20 protein-coding genes, 1 tRNA gene and 1 pseudogene are annotated in these 17,423 nt (G+C 58.6%); 13 read left to right on the plus strand and 9 right to left on the minus strand.

What is annotated here, in order from left to right; all coding sequences use genetic code 11:
* The first annotated feature begins 11 nt into the window (after nt 1-11).
* Genes ACMGGK_RS18095 through ACMGGK_RS18110 form a run of 4 tightly spaced genes read left to right on the plus strand, consistent with a single transcriptional unit; the run spans nt 12 to nt 3,225 of the window.
* A complete protein-coding gene (locus tag ACMGGK_RS18095; RefSeq protein ID WP_004940036.1) occupies nt 12-932 on the plus strand; it encodes an ABC transporter substrate-binding protein in 921 nt (306 codons plus the stop codon).
* Nucleotides 933-941: 9 nt separating this feature from the next.
* Nucleotides 942-1,469 carry a GNAT family N-acetyltransferase gene (locus tag ACMGGK_RS18100; RefSeq protein WP_016928789.1) on the plus strand — a complete coding sequence of 176 codons (528 nt, stop codon included), beginning with the start codon at nt 942-944 and terminating at the stop codon, nt 1,467-1,469.
* Nucleotides 1,470-1,500: 31 nt separating this feature from the next.
* On the plus strand, nt 1,501-2,388 hold the full coding sequence (locus ACMGGK_RS18105) for an amino acid ABC transporter permease (protein ID WP_004940038.1): 888 nt from the start codon (nt 1,501-1,503) through the stop codon (nt 2,386-2,388).
* A gap of 9 nt (nt 2,389-2,397) precedes the next feature.
* On the plus strand, nt 2,398-3,225 hold the full coding sequence (locus ACMGGK_RS18110) for an amino acid ABC transporter ATP-binding protein (RefSeq protein WP_015376924.1): 828 nt from the start codon (nt 2,398-2,400) through the stop codon (nt 3,223-3,225).
* Between the two features lie 36 nt (nt 3,226-3,261).
* On the opposite strand, the gene ACMGGK_RS18115 is transcribed toward ACMGGK_RS18110, so the two are convergent.
* Nucleotides 3,262-3,771 carry a VOC family protein gene (locus ACMGGK_RS18115; protein WP_016928790.1) on the minus strand — a complete coding sequence of 170 codons (510 nt, stop codon included), beginning with the start codon at nt 3,769-3,771 and terminating at the stop codon, nt 3,262-3,264.
* Nucleotides 3,772-3,937: 166 nt separating this feature from the next.
* Between ACMGGK_RS18115 and ACMGGK_RS18120 the strand changes: the two genes are divergently transcribed.
* Entirely contained in the window at nt 3,938-4,417 is a 480-nt protein-coding gene (locus tag ACMGGK_RS18120) for a cold-shock protein (RefSeq protein WP_016928791.1), read from the plus strand.
* Between the two features lie 24 nt (nt 4,418-4,441).
* Here ACMGGK_RS18120 and ACMGGK_RS18125 read toward each other — a convergent pair whose 3' ends face one another.
* The 4 genes from ACMGGK_RS18125 to ACMGGK_RS18140 all read right to left on the minus strand — a co-directional run bounded on the left by ACMGGK_RS18125 (nt 4,442) and on the right by ACMGGK_RS18140 (nt 9,197).
* The gene (locus tag ACMGGK_RS18125; protein ID WP_033634293.1) at nt 4,442-5,890 is read right to left on the minus strand and encodes a sensor domain-containing diguanylate cyclase; all 1,449 of its coding nucleotides are present in this window, start codon (nt 5,888-5,890) and stop codon (nt 4,442-4,444) included.
* A gap of 629 nt (nt 5,891-6,519) precedes the next feature.
* Entirely contained in the window at nt 6,520-7,071 is a 552-nt protein-coding gene (locus tag ACMGGK_RS18130; RefSeq protein WP_004940045.1) for a flavodoxin family protein, read from the minus strand.
* A gap of 324 nt (nt 7,072-7,395) precedes the next feature.
* On the minus strand, nt 7,396-8,928 hold the full coding sequence (locus ACMGGK_RS18135) for a glycosyltransferase family 39 protein (RefSeq protein ID WP_016928794.1): 1,533 nt from the start codon (nt 8,926-8,928) through the stop codon (nt 7,396-7,398).
* Between the two features lie 125 nt (nt 8,929-9,053).
* Nucleotides 9,054-9,197: a hypothetical protein gene (locus ACMGGK_RS18140; protein ID WP_016928795.1), complete on the minus strand. Its 144-nt coding sequence runs from the start codon at nt 9,195-9,197 to the stop codon at nt 9,054-9,056.
* A gap of 356 nt (nt 9,198-9,553) precedes the next feature.
* On the opposite strand from ACMGGK_RS18140, the gene ACMGGK_RS18145 reads away from it, so the two are divergent.
* Both ACMGGK_RS18145 and ACMGGK_RS18150 read left to right on the plus strand, forming a co-directional pair.
* Complete coding sequence (locus ACMGGK_RS18145) at nt 9,554-9,865, plus strand: MoaF-related domain-containing protein (protein ID WP_115435688.1); 312 nt, start codon at nt 9,554-9,556, stop codon at nt 9,863-9,865.
* Nucleotides 9,866-10,053: 188 nt separating this feature from the next.
* Nucleotides 10,054-10,286, plus strand: a pseudogene (locus tag ACMGGK_RS18150) (tyrosine-type recombinase/integrase); the annotation flags it as partial.
* A 24-nt stretch (nt 10,287-10,310) separates the two neighbouring features.
* Here the strand turns inward: ACMGGK_RS18150 and ACMGGK_RS18155 are convergent.
* Nucleotides 10,311-10,387: transfer RNA gene (locus tag ACMGGK_RS18155), tRNA-Arg, on the minus strand.
* A 412-nt stretch (nt 10,388-10,799) separates the two neighbouring features.
* A complete protein-coding gene (locus tag ACMGGK_RS18160) occupies nt 10,800-11,009 on the minus strand; it encodes a hypothetical protein (protein WP_176063579.1) in 210 nt (69 codons plus the stop codon).
* A 205-nt stretch (nt 11,010-11,214) separates the two neighbouring features.
* Between ACMGGK_RS18160 and folD the strand changes: the two genes are divergently transcribed.
* Nucleotides 11,215-12,081: a bifunctional methylenetetrahydrofolate dehydrogenase/methenyltetrahydrofolate cyclohydrolase FolD gene (gene folD / locus ACMGGK_RS18165; RefSeq protein WP_016928798.1), complete on the plus strand. Its 867-nt coding sequence runs from the start codon at nt 11,215-11,217 to the stop codon at nt 12,079-12,081.
* A gap of 10 nt (nt 12,082-12,091) precedes the next feature.
* Entirely contained in the window at nt 12,092-12,304 is a 213-nt protein-coding gene (ybcJ, locus tag ACMGGK_RS18170) for a ribosome-associated protein YbcJ (protein ID WP_015376914.1), read from the plus strand.
* Between the two features lie 60 nt (nt 12,305-12,364).
* Here the strand turns inward: ybcJ and cysS are convergent, their stop codons facing one another.
* The gene (cysS, locus tag ACMGGK_RS18175; protein WP_016928799.1) at nt 12,365-13,750 is read right to left on the minus strand and encodes a cysteine--tRNA ligase; all 1,386 of its coding nucleotides are present in this window, start codon (nt 13,748-13,750) and stop codon (nt 12,365-12,367) included.
* Nucleotides 13,751-14,059: 309 nt separating this feature from the next.
* Here cysS and ppiB point away from each other — a divergent pair, with 309 nt between their 5' ends.
* From ppiB to purK, 4 genes are all read left to right on the plus strand, one after another.
* Nucleotides 14,060-14,554 carry a peptidylprolyl isomerase B gene (ppiB, locus tag ACMGGK_RS18180; protein ID WP_016928800.1) on the plus strand — a complete coding sequence of 165 codons (495 nt, stop codon included), beginning with the start codon at nt 14,060-14,062 and terminating at the stop codon, nt 14,552-14,554.
* A gap of 10 nt (nt 14,555-14,564) precedes the next feature.
* Nucleotides 14,565-15,287, plus strand: coding sequence for a UDP-2,3-diacylglucosamine diphosphatase (locus ACMGGK_RS18185; protein WP_049299651.1), 723 nt, complete (start codon nt 14,565-14,567; stop codon nt 15,285-15,287).
* Between the two features lie 149 nt (nt 15,288-15,436).
* Nucleotides 15,437-15,961 carry a 5-(carboxyamino)imidazole ribonucleotide mutase gene (purE, locus tag ACMGGK_RS18190; protein ID WP_016928802.1) on the plus strand — a complete coding sequence of 175 codons (525 nt, stop codon included), beginning with the start codon at nt 15,437-15,439 and terminating at the stop codon, nt 15,959-15,961.
* Nucleotides 15,958-17,025 carry a 5-(carboxyamino)imidazole ribonucleotide synthase gene (gene purK / locus ACMGGK_RS18195; protein ID WP_240430157.1) on the plus strand — a complete coding sequence of 356 codons (1,068 nt, stop codon included), beginning with the start codon at nt 15,958-15,960 and terminating at the stop codon, nt 17,023-17,025. The genes purE and purK overlap by 4 nt, the downstream gene beginning before the upstream one ends.
* 78 nt (nt 17,026-17,103) lie before the next feature.
* On the opposite strand, the gene ACMGGK_RS18200 is transcribed toward purK, so the two are convergent.
* On the minus strand, nt 17,104-17,403 hold the full coding sequence (locus ACMGGK_RS18200; protein WP_016928804.1) for a hypothetical protein: 300 nt from the start codon (nt 17,401-17,403) through the stop codon (nt 17,104-17,106).
* Nucleotides 17,404-17,423: the final 20 nt, after the last annotated feature.

The following is a 17,423-nucleotide window of genomic DNA, read 5'->3' on the forward strand; positions in this document are numbered from 1 at the left end:
GGATACCCGCTATGCAAAAAACCGTTACCGCCGCCCTCGTGGCGGCCTTGCTGAGCCTGACCGGCGCCGCGCAGGCGGGCACCGGCATCGATTTACAGGCCAATGAAACCCCGATCCATGCGCCGAAAAACCCGCAGGCGATCGCCAAATTGCCGGCCGATTTCCACTTCGTGAAGCCGGGCCAATTCACCGTTGCAATCGCCGCGCTCAACACGCCGCCGCTGGCGCTGTTCGCCGCCGACAACCGGCGGCTTATCGGCAGCGAAGTGGATATCGCGCAACTGGTGGCCGACAGCCTGGGCCTGGAGCTGAACGTAGTGCAAACCTCGTGGGAAGACTGGCCGCTGGGGGTAGTTTCCGGCAAGTATGACGCGGCCATCACCAACGTCACCGTGACCAAAGAACGCAAAACCCGCTTCGACTTCGCCACCTACCGCATCGACTCGCTCGGCTTTTACGTCAAAACCGGCGGCAAGATCGCAACGATCAAACAGCCTGCCGATATCGCCGGATTAAAGATCATCGTCGGTTCCGGCACCAATCAGGAAGCAATTTTGCTGGCGTGGGACAAACAGAATCGGCAACAGGGGCTCAAACCCTTCCAGCCGATCTACGTGACCGACGATGCGGCCGCCACGCTGGCGATCCAGTCCGGCCGGGCCGATGCCTACTTCGGGCCGAACGTGCTGGGCGCCTATAAGGCGGCGTTGAACGGCCGCACCCGGCTGGCGGGCACGGTGGAAGGCGGCTGGCCCAAGGCGGCGCACATCGCCGTCACCACCCGTAAAGGCAATGGCCTAGTGCAGGCGGTGAATGAAGCGCTGAACGGCGCGATCCGCGGCGGACAGTACGATCAGGTGCTCAACCGCTGGGGCGAGAGCGTCGAACGCCTTGCGCAGTCGGAAATCAACCCGCCCGGCCTGGGCGATTAGGAGCGTGCGATGACGCAAGACACTTTCATTCAGACGCTGCCGACCGATCCGCTGATCGCCCCGGTGATCGAGGGGCTATTCGGCGAATATCGTCAGCGCTACGGCGACTATTTTGGTGACCAGGAACCGGAACCGCTGGACCTGTATGCACCGCCGCAAGGGGCCTTCATCGTGCTGCTGCGCGCCGGTGCGCCGATCGCCATGGGCGCCTTCAAACGCTATGACGGGCAAACCGCCGAGCTGAAGCGCATCTGGACCCGGGGCGATCTGCGCCGCCAGGGCCTGGCGCAGCGGGTGTTGCAGCAGTTGGAAACGCTGGCGCTGGCGCAGGGGTATCGCCGGCTCTACCTGACCACCGGCTTTCGCCAGCCCGAAGCGGTGGGCCTGTACCTGAGCAACGGTTACCAGCCGCAGTTCGATCCCACCGTTGACAGCGAGGTTTACAGCCGCCCGCCCTACGATGGCCGCCTGCCGTTCCGCAAAAGCCTGATTGCAGAGGACGCGTGTTGTTGCGCGTCAGAAAGGAAAATCGCCTAACCCCCCTTTATCTGTAGTCAGGAGACATGACATGTCCAAACAAGAAGTCTTGAAAGTGGTGCCCGCCCGCTATCCGCTGCGGCTGATCGGCGCCCTGTTCTCGCTGTTTATTCTGGCCGCCATCGTGCAATCGGTGGCGGGCAACGCGCGCTGGGAATGGGGAGTGTTCGCCGAGTGGTTCTTCGCCCCGGCGGTGCTGGCGGGGCTGGGACAGACCCTGCTGCTGACGCTGCTCGGCACGTTGTTCAGCATCCTGTTCGGCACCCTGCTGGCGCTGGCGCGGCTGTCGCGCTCTTACCTGTTGGCGTCGCTGGCCTGGGGGTATATCTGGCTGTTTCGCTCGCTGCCGCTGATCCTGGTGCTGATCATCCTGTATAACTTTTCCTATCTGTACGACGCCATCTCGCTGGGCATTCCCTTTACCTCGGTGGTGTTCGCCAGTTACCCGACCATCGACATCCTCGGCCAGTTCGCCGTGGCGGTGCTGGGCCTGACGCTGGTGCAGTCCGCCTACACCGCCGAGATCATCCGCGGCGGCATTCTGGGCGTGGATTACGGCCAGCACGAGGCGGCGGCGGCGCTGGGCCTGCCGGGCTATCGCCGCACCTTCCGCATTATTCTGCCGCAGGCGCTGCGCTCCATTATTCCGACCGGCTTCAACGAGATCATCAGCCTGGCGAAAGGCACCTCGATCGTTTACGTGCTGGCGCTGCCGGAGCTGTTTTACACCATCCAGGTGATCTATAACCGCACTCAGCAGGTGATACCGCTGCTGATGGTCGCCACCGTCTGGTATCTGTTCATCACCACCGCGCTGTCGGTGATCCAATACTACATCGAGCGCTATTTTGCTCGGGGCGCGGTGCGCGAACTGCCGCCGACGCCCTGGCAGAAACTGGCCGGCTGGCTAAAACGTTAGGAGACCCGCATGTCTGAAGCCATTGATTATTACGCCTTGCCCGAACAGCCGGCGCGCAATCTCACCCCGGTGCCGGCGCGCGGCCTGATCGAAATCAGCAACGTCAGCAAGTTTTTCGGCAAACACAAGGCGCTGGACGACGTCAGCCTGACGCTGCAGCCGGGCACCGTAACCGTGATCCTCGGGCCTTCCGGCTCCGGCAAATCGACGCTGCTGCGGGCGATCAACCATCTGGAGCGCGTGGACGAAGGCTTTATCCGCATCGACGGCGACTACGTCGGTTACCGCCGCAAGGGCAACCGGCTGTACGAGCTGAAGGAAAAGGCCATTCTCCGGCAGCGCATCAACGTCGGCTACGTGTTCCAAAACTTCAACCTGTTCCCGCACCTGACGGTGCTGGAAAACATCATCGAAGCGCCGGTGGTGCACAAAATTCACTCCCGCGAACGGGCGAAGGCGGTGGCCTATGAACTTCTGGATACCGTCGGGCTGCGCCACAAGGCGGATGCCTACCCGCGCCACCTCTCCGGTGGCCAGCAGCAGCGCATCGCCATCGCGCGCGCGCTGGCGCTGAACCCGAAGGTGATCCTGTTCGATGAGCCGACCTCCGCGCTCGATCCCGAGCTGGTCGGCGAAGTGCTGGACGTGATTAAGGGATTGGCAGATCTGGGCGTCACGCTGGTGGTAGTCACGCATGAAATCGGCTTTGCGCGCGAAGCGGCGGATCGGGTGGTGTTTATGGTCGACGGGCAGATCGTCGAACAGGGCGACGCCAGGCAGGTGCTGGCTCAGCCGCAGCACCCGCGCACCGTTAACTTCCTCAACAAAGTGCTGTGATCGTCGGGGCGCCGCAGCGCCCCGCACCTGATCCGCTTACAGGCCGGCGAAACGCCGCTTCTCGGCGGCGAAATCCAGCGGGCGAATTCCCTGCCGGTTTTTATCCTCTTCGGTCAGCAGCGCCGGCGGAATAAACCAGGTCACCTCAAACAGCAGTCCGTCCGGATCGTGGCCATAAATGCTTTTGTGTACGCCGTGATCCTCTTCCAGCCCGAGAATGCCGCGTTCGGCCAGCTGGTGACGAATGCGCTCCAGCTCTTCCAGACTGTCCACTTCCCAGGCCAGATGGTACAGCCCGGCCGGTGGCTCATGCTCTGCCGGCGGCTCGTTGTTGGCGCGAAACACCCCGGCGCGCTGCTGGCCCAGATTCTTGCTGAACAGCGCCAAATCGTGATCGTTGTCTGAATCGGCGGCCTGGGTAAATACCGCCCGGTCGGGGCTGTCGGACGGCTTCAGCTTGAAGCCCAAAACCTGATGATAAAAGTCGGCGCTCTGCCGCACATCGCTGACATACAGCACGGCGTGATTGAGACGTTTGATGCCCATCGATATTCCTTTTTCGCATTGAATGAAGTCAGCATGAACATAGCATGTGGGGGGAAAGCCGCTAAATGCCGTTATCGCATGACTAAATGCCGCCCGCGCAATCTGTCGCTGCAAGGCATTCCGCGCTATCATAAGCGCTGTATTGATCCCTTTTGTGAGAATAGCGATGAACGGCAAGATAACGACTTTTTTTGAAGACAAAGGCTTCGGCTTTATTACCGACGAGAACGGAGAAAATCGTTATTTTCACGTGATTAAAGTGCAGAATCCGGAGCTGATTAAGAAAAACGCGGCGGTGACCTTCGAACCGACCAATAACACCAAAGGTCCGTCGGCTTATGCGGTCAAAGTGTTGGCGCCCAGCAAATACATCATCATCGCCAATGAAAGAATCAAGATCACCAGCATCAAGTCTTTCAATACCTTCACCAAGGAAGTGCCGGTCAAAGCCGATGTGGATAAAGAGAACACCGTGCTGTCGGTCGGCCTGCTGATGAATCGCATTCGCCCGCAGTCAGAAGAGCAGGCACAGGCCATGCAAACGCTGCGCATGCTGACCATCACCACTTTCCAGAACACCACCCATACCTTCTCCGAGCACGAGATCGACATGGATGAAACCATCAAGGCGCTGAAAAGCCTGTAAGCAACGGTTGCCCGGCGTCGAGCCCTAACGGAACAGGATATGCTCGACGCTGTTGCCGTTCACCACGTTGAACGACTCCACCCGATTACGCCCCTGCGATTTGGCGCGATACAGCGCGATATCCGCCATGTTCATCAGTTGCTCCAGCGATTTCACTTCGTTCATCGCCAGGCTGGCGACGCCGACGCTGATGGTGATTTTCAACGTCTGCTTGCCTTCCACCTGCAGCGCCGTCTGCTCCACCAGCCGGCGCAAATGTTCCCCCAACGCCACGCCCTGCGCCGCCAACGCGCGCGGCAGCATGATGGCGAACTCTTCCCCGCCCAGGCGGCCGAACAGCTGATCGTGCCGCAGCTCGCGCCGCACGATGTGCGCAAACGACGCCAAAACCTGATCGCCGGCGCTGTGGCCGTGCGTATCGTTGATCTGCTTGAAATGATCAATGTCGATCAGCAACAGCGACACCGCCTCTTTGGAGCGATGTTTATGCTCCAGCAGCTCGCCCGCTTTACGCGTCATCGCGCTGCGCGCCAGCACGCCGGTCAAAAAATCGTGGTTGGCGCTGTGCTCCAGACGCCGCATCAGCTTGCGGTTGGCGGCGATAGAGCTGGCGAGGATCAGCGGCCCCATCACCAGCATGGCGATGCCCAATCGGGCGGACATCAGCGTATCGAGGAAGGCGTTGTGGTTGTTCGGCGTTTCATACAGCATCAGGTTGGCGGAAATGCTGCTGATCTCGGTCATGCCGGTCAATAGCGTCAGCAACGTCACGGGGAACAGCTGGTAGCGCACCGCGCACCACAGCAGCGCCGGGATCGGGAAGGCGATAGCACCCGGCCCGCCGATATAGACGCTGAACACCAGCGACAGCAGCAGCGCCAGCAGCGGCAGGCAACCTTGCAAACGCCAACGCACCTGCATGCGCAACAGTTGCTTCAGCCGCGGCGCCGCCATCAGCACCGGCAACAGCAGCAAGGTCGTCGAGAACTGCTCACTGAACCAGGCCAGCCAGGCGATCACCACCGTGTTGTTATAGAGGCTGTCATTACGCAGCACCGACAGCGTCGACGCCACCGCCGCGCCGGCCAAACTGGCGCTGAACATATAGAGTATCGCCTGGGGCTTGCCCATGCGCCGTTGAGATTGGGGCAGCATCAGCATGATGCCGTAACCGACGGCGATCAGCGACATGTTGCAGGCGTTCAGCCACAGCGCCAGGGACCAGCCTTCGCCGGTAATGAGATCGGCGACTATCATGCCCAGATAGGTGGTAAGCCAGCCGAGCGGCGTGGCGTAAATGGGTTTGCGCAGCAGCAGACCGAGCAGAATCGCATTCACCGGCCAAAATAAGGAAAGCGAGCCAATTGGCCGGCTAAGAATACCCACCAGGGAAAGTAAAAAGGCCAGCATGAAAAGATTGATCAGCTGAACCGTTAGCGGCAGGCCATGCCTGGCGTTTATTCTGGCGTTCATCGCCTCGCCCATATTTTGCTAATAACCAGAATAATAATGTGCATACTCGCTCGCCCGGCCAGTGAGGGATAGTCAATCCGAATTTCAACCAAAAAAGCCAGACAAATCAATAATAAAAAACATTAACATTTAATTAATAGACTTTTCTTAGCCTGAGGCGGCCGCGGCGGGACCCCCCGCATAGCGTCAGCAAATAATACCTACTCTGCTGTCAGCATAGCGCATGGCGTAATAGGCCGCCGACAGCGTTAATTACATTAATAAGTTTATGGTTATTGGTCATTAAATGATGTTTGAATCACTGCGCGATTATTTTCCTGCAACTGGGCCGCCTGTGCAATAACAACCCAAAAAAAGCCCGCATGAAGCGGGCTTGCTTGAACAACAGCAAATCGACAGTTACGACACGGCCATGCATTGCATGACCATGCTGACGCGCAGTATAGCGGCGAAAGCTTAAGCAGACCTTAGCAACAAAAAACCCGGCCTAGGAACCGGGAATATTTGTACGAAATGCAGTGTTAGCCCAAGCAGGCTAATAACATTTCGCAGATTACACGCCAATTGTGCAGAGAAAATGAACGCGGCATCCGTTCAACCGCGTCACCGTCCCATCTACGCGATAGGTATTACGCCAGTTTGGCGGCAAAGCCCGCTACGCGCTGACCATAGAGCTTGGCGGTCGCCAGATCGCCCGACAGCATCTCATCCACGCCGGCATCCGCCGGGGTCTGCACCAGCAGCCCCACCGAACCGCCCAGGTTATTGACGTCGGTGCGCTGCGCCGATTTGGTGTTGGCCGGCAGCAGCCCCAGGCTGACCCACAGGCCGCCATGTTGCGAAGCCAGCGTCTGCAGCGCGATCAGCGTCACCTGCTTGTCGCCGTTCAGGCTGGCGCTGTTGGTAAAGCCGCCGAACACTTTGTCTTGCCACTTGCGGCCGAACCAGGCTTTGGAGCTGGCGTCGGCGAATTTCTTGAACTGCCAGGATGGGCCGCCCATATAGGTCGGCGAGCCAAAGATGATGGCGTCCGCCTCATCCAGCGTCTGCCAGGCTTCGTCGCTGATATCGCCGTTCTGATCGATGGCGATCAATTCCGCCCCGGCGCCTTCCGCCACCACTTTCGCCAAACGCTCGGTATGGCCGTAGCCGGAATGAAACACCACTACTGTCTTCGCCATAGAAATTCTCCACTCATTGCACAAAGGCGCCGACGGCGCCCCTCTCGCGTTCAATCTAATCAAGCGCGCAGCGACTGAATACCGAATAAAACTGACGGTGTTATTCAAAAAAATCGCGTTACCCCGCCAGGCATACACAGATAAAAAAAATCCCGCACAAGGCGGGATAAACTTAACAGGGATGGGGTAATACACTACAGGGAATGGATAACACACAACATCATCGGGTAGAGCTACAGTACCAATCTCAATGTATAGAACTGTCATCCCCGCGTAAGTTTGCTCAGCCAGATGTAACGCCGAATGGGAAATATGACATTTTACTCAACGCACCACGAACAGGCGCGACTCAAAACCGCCGCTCTTGAAGGTAGCGGTGTTGACCCAACCCGGCGGCGAACGGCCGAAGTCCTGGTTGAAATCGCCGCCGCTGACCAGCCAAATCCGGCGATGGCCTTTCGATAAGGCGCTGAGCTTATCGACGTAGGTCTGCGCCGCCCGATCGTGGAAAAAGGTACCGAAACCATAGGCATTGGGCTTACCCGAGATGCCGTTGGGCCTGGCCGGCGTGTACAGCAAGGCGCGATAACCCTTCTTGTTGTAATACACATAACTCAGGTAGTTGAACATGTTGCTGACCACCACCGCATCGTTGAGCTGATAGTGGCTGTTGATGTAGTGCACCATCACCTTGAACTCATCTTTCTCGACCGGGTAATCGTTACGCACACCGCAACCGAACAACAAACTGAAGAACAGCAGCAAAGAGATCCCGCGCACTCGGCTTTTCGTTCTGGCGATCAGCACACCCAACACCAACGGGATGCCGAGCGCGGCCGAATAGAGGTAGCGATCGACAAACAGCGGCGAGCGCCAGGAAATGGCGAAGACCAGCGTCACCGGGATCAGAATCCCGCCAAGCAACAACAGAGAGAATGTTCTCGGCGTCTCCCGCCGCCACAGCAGCAATGAACACAACGCGACAAACATCGCCGGCAACAGCCAGAGAATGGCCATGGGATAGTTGCTGCCATCATGCCCAGTGAGAAAACGCCAATACATCGCGGGCAGATCGCCCCAGGAAACCCGAGGGATCCAACCGACGTCGCCGCCGACCCGCAGTTCGGCGATATGCGCCAGCAGATTGAACAGCGCCAGCAGCCAGGGAATGTAGGCCATCCCGATCGCCGCATTGGCCAACCACCACGCCGGCCGTTTGATGTAACGTTCGCCTTCGCGGCGGCACGACAGCGCCAGCAGCACCATCCAGTGAGCGATCAGCGTGAAAATCGTGAAGTAATGGGTATAAAAGCTTAGCGTCATCACTAACGCATACAGCGCCAGATAACGGCGGTTATCCGGCGTTTTCAGCCACTTCGCCAACGCCATGGCGGCGGCGATCGCCAGCAGCCCCATCAGCGCATACATGCGCGCCTCCTGGCTGTAGCGCACCGCCATCGGCATGATCGCCATCAGCCATCCCGCGATCAGCGCCGCCCGCTCATTGGCCAGCCAACGGGTAAAGCGCATCGCCAACGCCACCGTCATCACGCCGAACACCAGACTCAGCGAGCGGGCCGCCAGAATGCCGTCGCCAAACAGCGCCATCCAGCCATGCAGCAGCAGGTAATAAAACGGCGGGTGAACATCGAAGGAAGCGTGATAGAGCAAAGCGCCCACATCGTAACGGCTGGTCAGCACGCTGGAGGCTTCATCGCACCAAAAATACCTGTCCGTTAAGGAAATAGACCGTACGAGCGCCGAAAACGCCACGATCGCCAACGCATAATGTTTGTAACCGATGCCCTTTAAACCGTTGTTGCTCAAAGAAACATTCGATGCCTGCTGCAGTGACATAACCGCATTCCGCCCAAAAGAACCACACAATGTGGAGACGCAGCGTCATCATTGCCGACGGCGGGTAAATGGCGGGTAAATCAGTGCGAAAAATTCGGCGCAGTCCCCTTCAGGGCGCACGGCCCTCAGCGAATTTCAACGCTGATATCCGGGTAGGCCTTCTCGCCGTCGCTGAGGTAATGCCCCAGTGCCCGATATGCCATAACGTACAGCACGGCGGCGGCGCACAGGCACAGCAAGGTCACGAGCAGGAATCTGGATTTGCGCACGATAGGCTCCATGGGGAAATTTTCACCTATTGTAGCGTGACAAACTAAACGAAGGTTCAATGCCGCTTGCCGTTTCCTGTGACCGCGTTCGGTGCCTGGCAAAGACCCGTCACTTAAACCCCACTGTCCCCGCAGTGAACAGTAACCAGCCGCCCGTCCTCTTTATGAACAAAAAGAGAAAAGTGAATTGCCCGCCGGTCCCTTTTTCCACCGATGCGCCCTCTCTACTATTTATTGGCCCTATCCAGCCGCTTAACGCTCAGTTGGCTGACCTCACTCCCGTCTTAGGCACGAGTGATTCGGGATAGCAGCGTGCTTCACCGCCGCTTTTACGACACATTAAAGGAGTTGCGACAATGGCTGTAAAATTTCCTTATGCCGGTCAATCTTTTACCATCAAGATGGACAATGGTCTCGAAGTTAAAAACGCCTACCATGCCAGTGAAAACACCATTACCGTTGAGTTTCTAAACGGAGAACTTCGCGGAACCATTATGAATGTGCCTTTCCAGTGGCGTTCATTGGCTGACGGCTATTTCATGATTTCCTGGCAAGAGTCCGATAAAAATACCGTTGTTCACTGCGATAATTTCGAAAAAAACATTTCTTATGCTTACTACACAACGATGAGTGGAGATTTTTACGTGATGGAAGGGAAAATGCTTTAATTTACTTCAGCGCCTTTAATCCTTTACGCATATTAATTGCCGCTCTATCAAATAGCCTATCCTTTAGCGTGGCCATTTTTATGACTTTCTCATATCGCTCCCACATGACGCAAAAAACGGCCGCAGCCGTTTTTTAAATCAAGCCGTCAGGATAATCCCCAGAGTTGGGGCATTTCTTCAACATGTAGATAACTGATTTCCGCTTTCACGATCTGCGGCATACGTGGGCAAGCTGGTTGGTTCAGGCAGCGCCCCACTTTCGGCACTTCAGGAAATGGGAGGCTGGGAGAGCATTGAAATGGTACAGCGATACGCACACCTTGCACCTAACCATCTCACTGAGCATGCGAGGCAAATTGATGCGATTTTCGGAGGTTTAGTCCCAAATTTGTCCCATGATGAAATTGGGAAGACTGGTTAAAAGGCATAACTCATTGATACTTAATGGCACGCCCTATAGGATTCGAACCTATGACCTACGGCTTAGAAGGCCGTTGCTCTATCCAACTGAGCTAAGGGCGCATTGAGATGCGGCAACCTGCGGCTGCGGGTTGGGATTATACGGTCAGAGGTTAGCGAGTCAATGCCTTTTCATGACGTTACGACGGCGGCCGTGCTTTATGGCGTTTTTTCCGCCAGCGCCCGCGCGGCGAGGGTTCTCGTCAACCGGCGCCGTTATGCTGAACCAGGCCAACGCCTACGTAAATCGGCGTGCGCTCAGCCTCTTGCCGCCCACCGCCCCGCCGCAGACAAAGGCGCGTAGACTGCACCACTGCGGCAATGTCCCCCCAATCGGCATGCTCAATCACCCGTGTGTTGCAAGTCGCCGTCACGCTTTCAACCCATGCGGCGTCAGGGCGCGCGCTGTTTAAAGAAGCCTGGCTCCATGGCGCCCAAAGCAGCCATAGCGTGCAGCCTACCCATGCGCAGCCGTTCATGCGCACAGCTTCCGCCACAGCGCGCTCAGGCGTACCCGCCACGACGGCGCCGCTTCGCGCCGGCCGAGCTGATGCAACGCCGTCAGCTGCGCGCCGTCCGCCGGGTGCAGCGAAGAATCGAACACCGTCTCGCCAACGTGCTTAGGCTGCGCCGGTTGCTCGCCAGGCTGGTGATGCAACGGATAAAGCCGGGTTATCGCTCTCATGATCCTGCCCTCTTTCGCCCTGTGTATGGCCCCAGCGTATGCAAATACCGGTAAAAATGGCGTAGAGGTTCCTGAAGTCGGCATAAAAAAAGCGTAAATCGGTCTCGCCAACGGCGGCGAGGGTGATTCTGCGCCTGACAGCGCGCTCAGCTTCTGACAGAATAGCGGCATCCCCGCTTTTCTTAATTGATGGATTTCCACACTGATGTCAGCAAAGATTATTGATGGTAAAACGATTGCGCAGCAGGTTAGAAACGAAGTGGCTGAGCAAGTGAAACAACGTCTGGCGGCCGGCAAGCGCGCCCCAGGGCTGGCGGTTGTGCTGGTCGGCGAGAATCCGGCTTCGCAAATTTACGTCGCCAGCAAGCGCCGCGCCTGCGATGAAGTCGGCTTCCTCTCCCGCTCCTACGACCTGCCCGCTGCCACCAGTGAAGCCGAGCTGTTGGCGTTGATCGACCAGCTGAACGCCGACGCGGAAATCGACGGCATTCTGGTGCAGCTGCCGCTGCCGGCCGGCATCGATAACGTCAAGGTGCTGGAACGCATCCATCCGGACAAAGACGTCGACGGCTTCCACCCCTACAACGTCGGTCGCCTGTGCCAACGCGCGCCCAAGCTGCGCCCGTGCACGCCGCGCGGCATCGTCACCCTGCTGGAGCGTTATAACATCGATACCTACGGCCTGAACGCTGTGGTGGTCGGCGCCTCCAACATCGTCGGCCGCCCGATGAGCATGGAGCTGCTGCTGGCCGGTTGCACCACCACCGTCACCCACCGTTTCACCAAAAATCTGCGTCACCACGTCGAGAACGCCGATCTGCTGGTGGTGGCGGTTGGCAAACCGGGCTTCATCCCGGGCGACTGGATCAAACCGGGCGCCATCGTAGTGGACGTCGGCATCAACCGTCTGGAAAGCGGTAAAGTGGTGGGCGATGTCGACTTCGACGCCGCCAGCGAGCGCGCCGCCTACATCACCCCGGTGCCGGGTGGCGTTGGCCCGATGACCGTGGCTACACTGATCCAAAATACCTTGCAGGCCTGCGAGGAATATCACGACGTTCAACCTAAATAAGTAAGGCAGTATGGAAATTTTCAATCTGGACAATCATCCCCATGTCGAACTGTGCGATCTGCTGAAGTTCCAGGGCTGGTGTGAAAGCGGCGGCGCCGCCAAAGAAGTCATCGCCGAAGGGCTGGTGAAAGTCGACGGCAAGGTCGAAACCCGCAAGCGCTGCAAGATCGTCGCCGATCAGGTGGTGGAGTTCAACGGCGGCAAGGTCATGGTTAAACCCTAACCCGCAGCCATAGAAAAAGGCGCTGAATTCAGCGCCTTTTTTGTTTTCACTTCGGCCGGCTTACTTACGGCGCCAGGTGGTGCCCTGCGGGCCGTCTTCCAGCACGATGTTCATCTCGTTCAACCGATCACGCGCGGCGTCCGCCAGCGCCCAGTCCTTGGCGGCGCGCGCTTCGTTACGCTGTTTGATCAGCGCTTCAATCTCCGCCACTTCGCCGTCGTCAACCTGTGCGCCCCCTTGCAGGAACTGCTCCGGCTCCTGCTGCAGCAGGCCGAGCACTTTCGCCAGCTTGCGCAGTTCCGCCGCCATGCCGTTGGCCGCCGCCATGTCTTCGCTCTTCAGGCGGTTAACCTCACGGGCCAGATCGAACAGCGCCGAGTAGGCTTCCGGAGTGTTGAAGTCGTCGTCCATCGCTTCGCGGAAGCGGGCTTCGAACGCTTCGCCGCCGGCCGGCACGGCATCGGCGTCGGTGCCACGCAGCGCGGTATAGAGGCGCTCCAGCGCGGTGCGCGCCTGCTTGAGGTTCTCTTCGCTGTAGTTCAACTGGCTGCGATAGTGGCCGGACATCAGGAAGTAACGCACCGTCTCCGCATCGTAATGGCCGAGCACGTCGCGGATGGTGAAGAAGTTATCGAGCGATTTGGACATCTTCTCTTTGTCGATCATCACCATGCCGGAGTGCATCCAGTAATTGACGTACGGGCCATCGTGGGCGCAGCTCGACTGCGCGATCTCGTTCTCGTGGTGCGGGAACATCAGATCGGAACCGCCGCCGTGGATGTCGAAGTGGGTGCCCAGCTGTTTGCAGTTCATGGCGGAGCATTCGATGTGCCAGCCCGGACGGCCCGGCCCCCACGGCGACTGCCAGCTCGGCTCGCCCGGCTTGGACATTTTCCACAGCACGAAGTCCATCGGGTTGCGCTTCACGTCGTCGATCTCCACGCGCGCGCCGGCCTGCAGCTGATCCAGATCCTGACGCGACAGCAGGCCGTATTGCGGATCGCTGTCGATGGAGAACATCACGTCGCCGTTGCTGGCCACGTAAGCGTGATCGCGATCGATAAGACGCTGCGTGATCTCGATGATCTCGGCGATGTGCTGGGTCGCGCGCGGCTCTTGATCCGGACGATCGATCAGCAGCGCGTCGAAGTCGGCGTGCATTTCCGCCAGCATGCGTTCGGTCAGTTGGTCGCAAGTCTCATGATTTTCCGCCGCGCGGCGAATGATTTTGTCGTCTACGTCGGTGACGTTGCGCACGTAGTTCAGCGAATAGCCGAGATAGCGCAGATAACGCGCCACCACGTCGAAAGCGACAAAGGTACGACCGTGGCCGATGTGACACAGGTCATAGATGGTTACCCCGCACACGTACATGCCCACTTTCCCGGCATGAATGGGTTTGAATTCCTCTTTTTGACGACTCAGGGTATTAAAAATCTTTAGCATCGGGAGATTCCGTGGTGTGCGTGATAACAAAAAAGATAACCGGGCTTCAGGTTTTACGCCCGGTAGCGTATTGAAACCTGAAGCCTGATCTATTGCAAGGTTAAGGCCAAGCTTTGCTGATTTCACGCGAAGAAAACGCGTAAAATCCGGCCGCCGGCATAATTGTTATAATATAACAACAAAACAATTACCACAGACAGTGCGCGGTTGACCCGCTGCTGACTCGCCGGGGCGGATATGTTATAAGGGCGGTCTGAATGTTCACTCGCTTTACGTGGCGTCTCACTTCATCTTGTTAGGATTAAAACTATGGTTACTTTCCACACCAATCACGGCGATATCGTCATCAAGACCTTTGCTGACAAAGCGCCGGTTACCGTTGAAAACTTCCTGAACTACTGCCGCGCCGGTTTCTACGACAACACCATCTTCCACCGTGTGATCAACGGCTTCATGATCCAGGGCGGCGGTTTCGAGCCGGGCATGAACCAGAAAGCGACCAATGCGGCTATCAAGAACGAAGCCAACAACGGTCTGAAAAACACCATCGGCACCCTGGCAATGGCGCGTACCAACGATCCGCACTCCGCCACCGCACAGTTCTTCATCAACGTGGCTGACAACGACTTCCTGAACTTCCGCGGCGAAAACGTGCAGGGCTGGGGCTACTGCGTGTTCGCTGAAGTGGTTGAAGGCATGGACGTGGTCAACAAGATCAAAGGCGTGAAAACTGGCCGCAGCGGCATGCACCAGGACGTACCGGTAGAAGACGTCGTCATCAACAGCGTGACCGTCAGCGAGTAATCGCGGCTGCATGAGTACGCTGTTCATCGCAGATCTGCACTTGTGCGCACAGGAACCGGCAATCACTGCCGGTTTTCTGCGTTTTTTACGGCGCGAAGCGATGCACGCCGACGCGCTGTACATCCTCGGCGACCTGTTTGAGGCCTGGATCGGCGACGACGATCCCGAGCCGCTGCACGCGGAGATCGCCGCGGCGCTGAAAGCGCTGCAACAGGCCGGCGTGCCCTGCTATTTCATCCACGGCAACCGCGATTTTCTGCTCGGCAAGCGCTTCGCCCGCGCCAGCGGCATGCAGCTGCTGCCGGAAGAAAAAGTGCTGGAGCTGTACGGCCGCAGGATCCTGATCCTGCACGGCGACACCCTGTGCACCGACGATCAAGCCTATCAGCAATTCCGCCGTAAAGTGCACAACCCGCTGATTCAAAAACTGTTCCTCGCGCTGCCGCTGCGCTGGCGACTGAAGATCGCCGCCAACATGCGCGCCCGCAGCCAGCAATCCAACCAAGGCAAGTCGGACGCCATCATGGACGTCAACCCGCAGGCGGTCGAGCAAACGATGCTGCGCCACGACGTGCACTGGATGATCCACGGCCATACCCATCGCCCGGCGGTGCACCGACTGGCGCTGAGCAATGGCGAAGCCCATCGTGCGGTGCTGGGTGCCTGGCACGTCGAAGGATCGATGATCAAAGTCAGCGCCGACGCCGTCGAGCTGATCTCATTCCCATTCTGAATTCCGCACTGGCGCGAGAGTGAAAATTCGCGCTTTCGACGGTGAAAACCGGCGACGCAACCGTTTTCCTCGCCGTGCGCTCATGGTATGCTCTACGCCCTCATTCGGCCCTCAGCCGACGCCAGACAAATCACAGGAGCCTTACACCCATGGGAGCCAACGCCGCTTCAGCCGCCAATACCGGGGCGAAAATCGCAATTGTAATGGGATCGAAAAGTGACTGGGCCACCATGCAGTTCGCTGCCGAAGTCCTGACCCAGCTCGACGTCCCCTTCCATGTCGAAGTCGTTTCCGCTCACCGCACGCCGGACAAGCTGTTCAGCTTCGCCGAGCAGGCTGCCGCCAACGGCTTTGACGTGATCATCGCCGGCGCCGGCGGTGCGGCGCATCTGCCGGGCATGCTGGCGGCGAAAACCCTGGTGCCGGTGTTGGGCGTGCCGGTGCAAAGCGCCGCGCTGAGCGGCGTAGACAGCCTCTACTCCATCGTGCAGATGCCGCGCGGCATTCCGGTGGGCACGCTGGCGATCGGCAAAGCCGGCGCCGCCAACGCCGGGCTGCTGGCGATGCAGATCCTGGCGCTGCACGACGCCGCGCTGGCACAGCGTTTGGCGGACTGGCGTCAGGCGCAGACCGAAGACGTCTTGAACCACCCCGATCCGCGGGAGGACGCATGAAGCCGGTTTGCGTACTGGGCAACGGCCAACTGGGGCGCATGCTGCGCCAGGCCGGCGAACCGCTGGGCATCGCCGTCTACCCTGTCGGCATCGATGCCGAACCTGAAGCGGTGCCGTATCAGAACAGCGTCATTACCGCCGAGATAGAACGCTGGCCGGAAACCGCGCTGACGCGTGAGCTGGCGACCCACAGCGCCTTCGTCAACCGCGACATCTTCCCGCGTCTGGCGGATCGCCTGACGCAAAAACAGCTGCTCGACCAGCTCGGCCTGGCGACCGCGCCGTGGCAGCTGCTGGCGAGCGCCGCCGAATGGCCGCAGGTATTCGCTGCGCTGGGCGAACTGGCGATCGTCAAACGCCGGGTCGGCGGCTATGACGGCCGCGGCCAGTGGCGCTTGCGTCCGAGCCAAGAAGCCGAACTGCCGGCTGACGCCTATGGCGAGTGCATCGTCGAGCAAGGCATCAATTTCTCCGGCGAAGTGTCGCTGGTGGGCGCGCGCGGCCACGACGGCCGTTCGGTATTCTACCCGCTGACCCATAACCTGCATGAAGACGGCATCCTGCGCGCCAGCGTGGCGCTGCCGCAGCCCAATCCAGCGCTGCAGCAACAGGCCGAGCAGATGCTGGCGGCGATCCTGAACGAGCTGAACTATGTCGGCGTGATGGCGATGGAGTGCTTTATCGTCGGCGATCGGCTGCTGATCAACGAACTGGCGCCGCGCGTGCACAACAGCGGCCACTGGACGCAAAACGGCGCCTCCATCAGCCAGTTCGAGCTGCACCTGCGCGCCATCCTCGGCCTGCCGCTGCCGCAGCCGGTGGTGAGCACGCCGTCGGTGATGGTCAACCTGATCGGCACCGCCGTCAACGAACAGTGGCTGTCGCTGCCGCTGGTGCATCTGCACTGGTATGAGAAAGAGGTGCGCCCGGGCCGCAAGGTCGGCCACCTCAATCTGAACGACCCGAGCGCCGCCGATCTGCGCCAGGCGCTGCAGGCGCTGGCGCCGCTGCTGCCGGGCGAATACCAAAGCGGGCTGACCTGGGCGCAGCAGAAGCTGGCCTAAGGCTCACGCCGCCGAAAGTAAAAGGGGTTAGCCCAAGGCTAACCCCTTTTTTATGACGACAATTTTAAACCGCTGCACTTAATCAGAAAAAATATTCTTATTTTTCCTTAGCATACTTCTTATCATCAGATTCACACCCAAAAAACCGCTGATGCCATATCCAAGCGCTGTGACGATATGATTGCGCAAGAAAGGGTAATTAAGGGTCAGATCGTTAGCGATAAGAATCGAAAACCACGGCAACAATGCAACCAGCAATATGCCCGTTCCGTTAAAGAATCCCGCTGAAGCAAGGCCACGCTGCCAACGTCCGAGACGTTCGCGCAAAGGCAAATTTTTTAATTCCGGGATACTTTTAAGTGACCAGTAGATTTTCATTCCCTTCGTTCCTGGTGGTA

The sequence above is a fragment of the Serratia sp. BNK-33-b genome, from assembly GCF_048684565.1.
GTDB classification, from domain to species: Bacteria; Pseudomonadota; Gammaproteobacteria; order Enterobacterales; family Enterobacteriaceae; genus Serratia; species Serratia marcescens.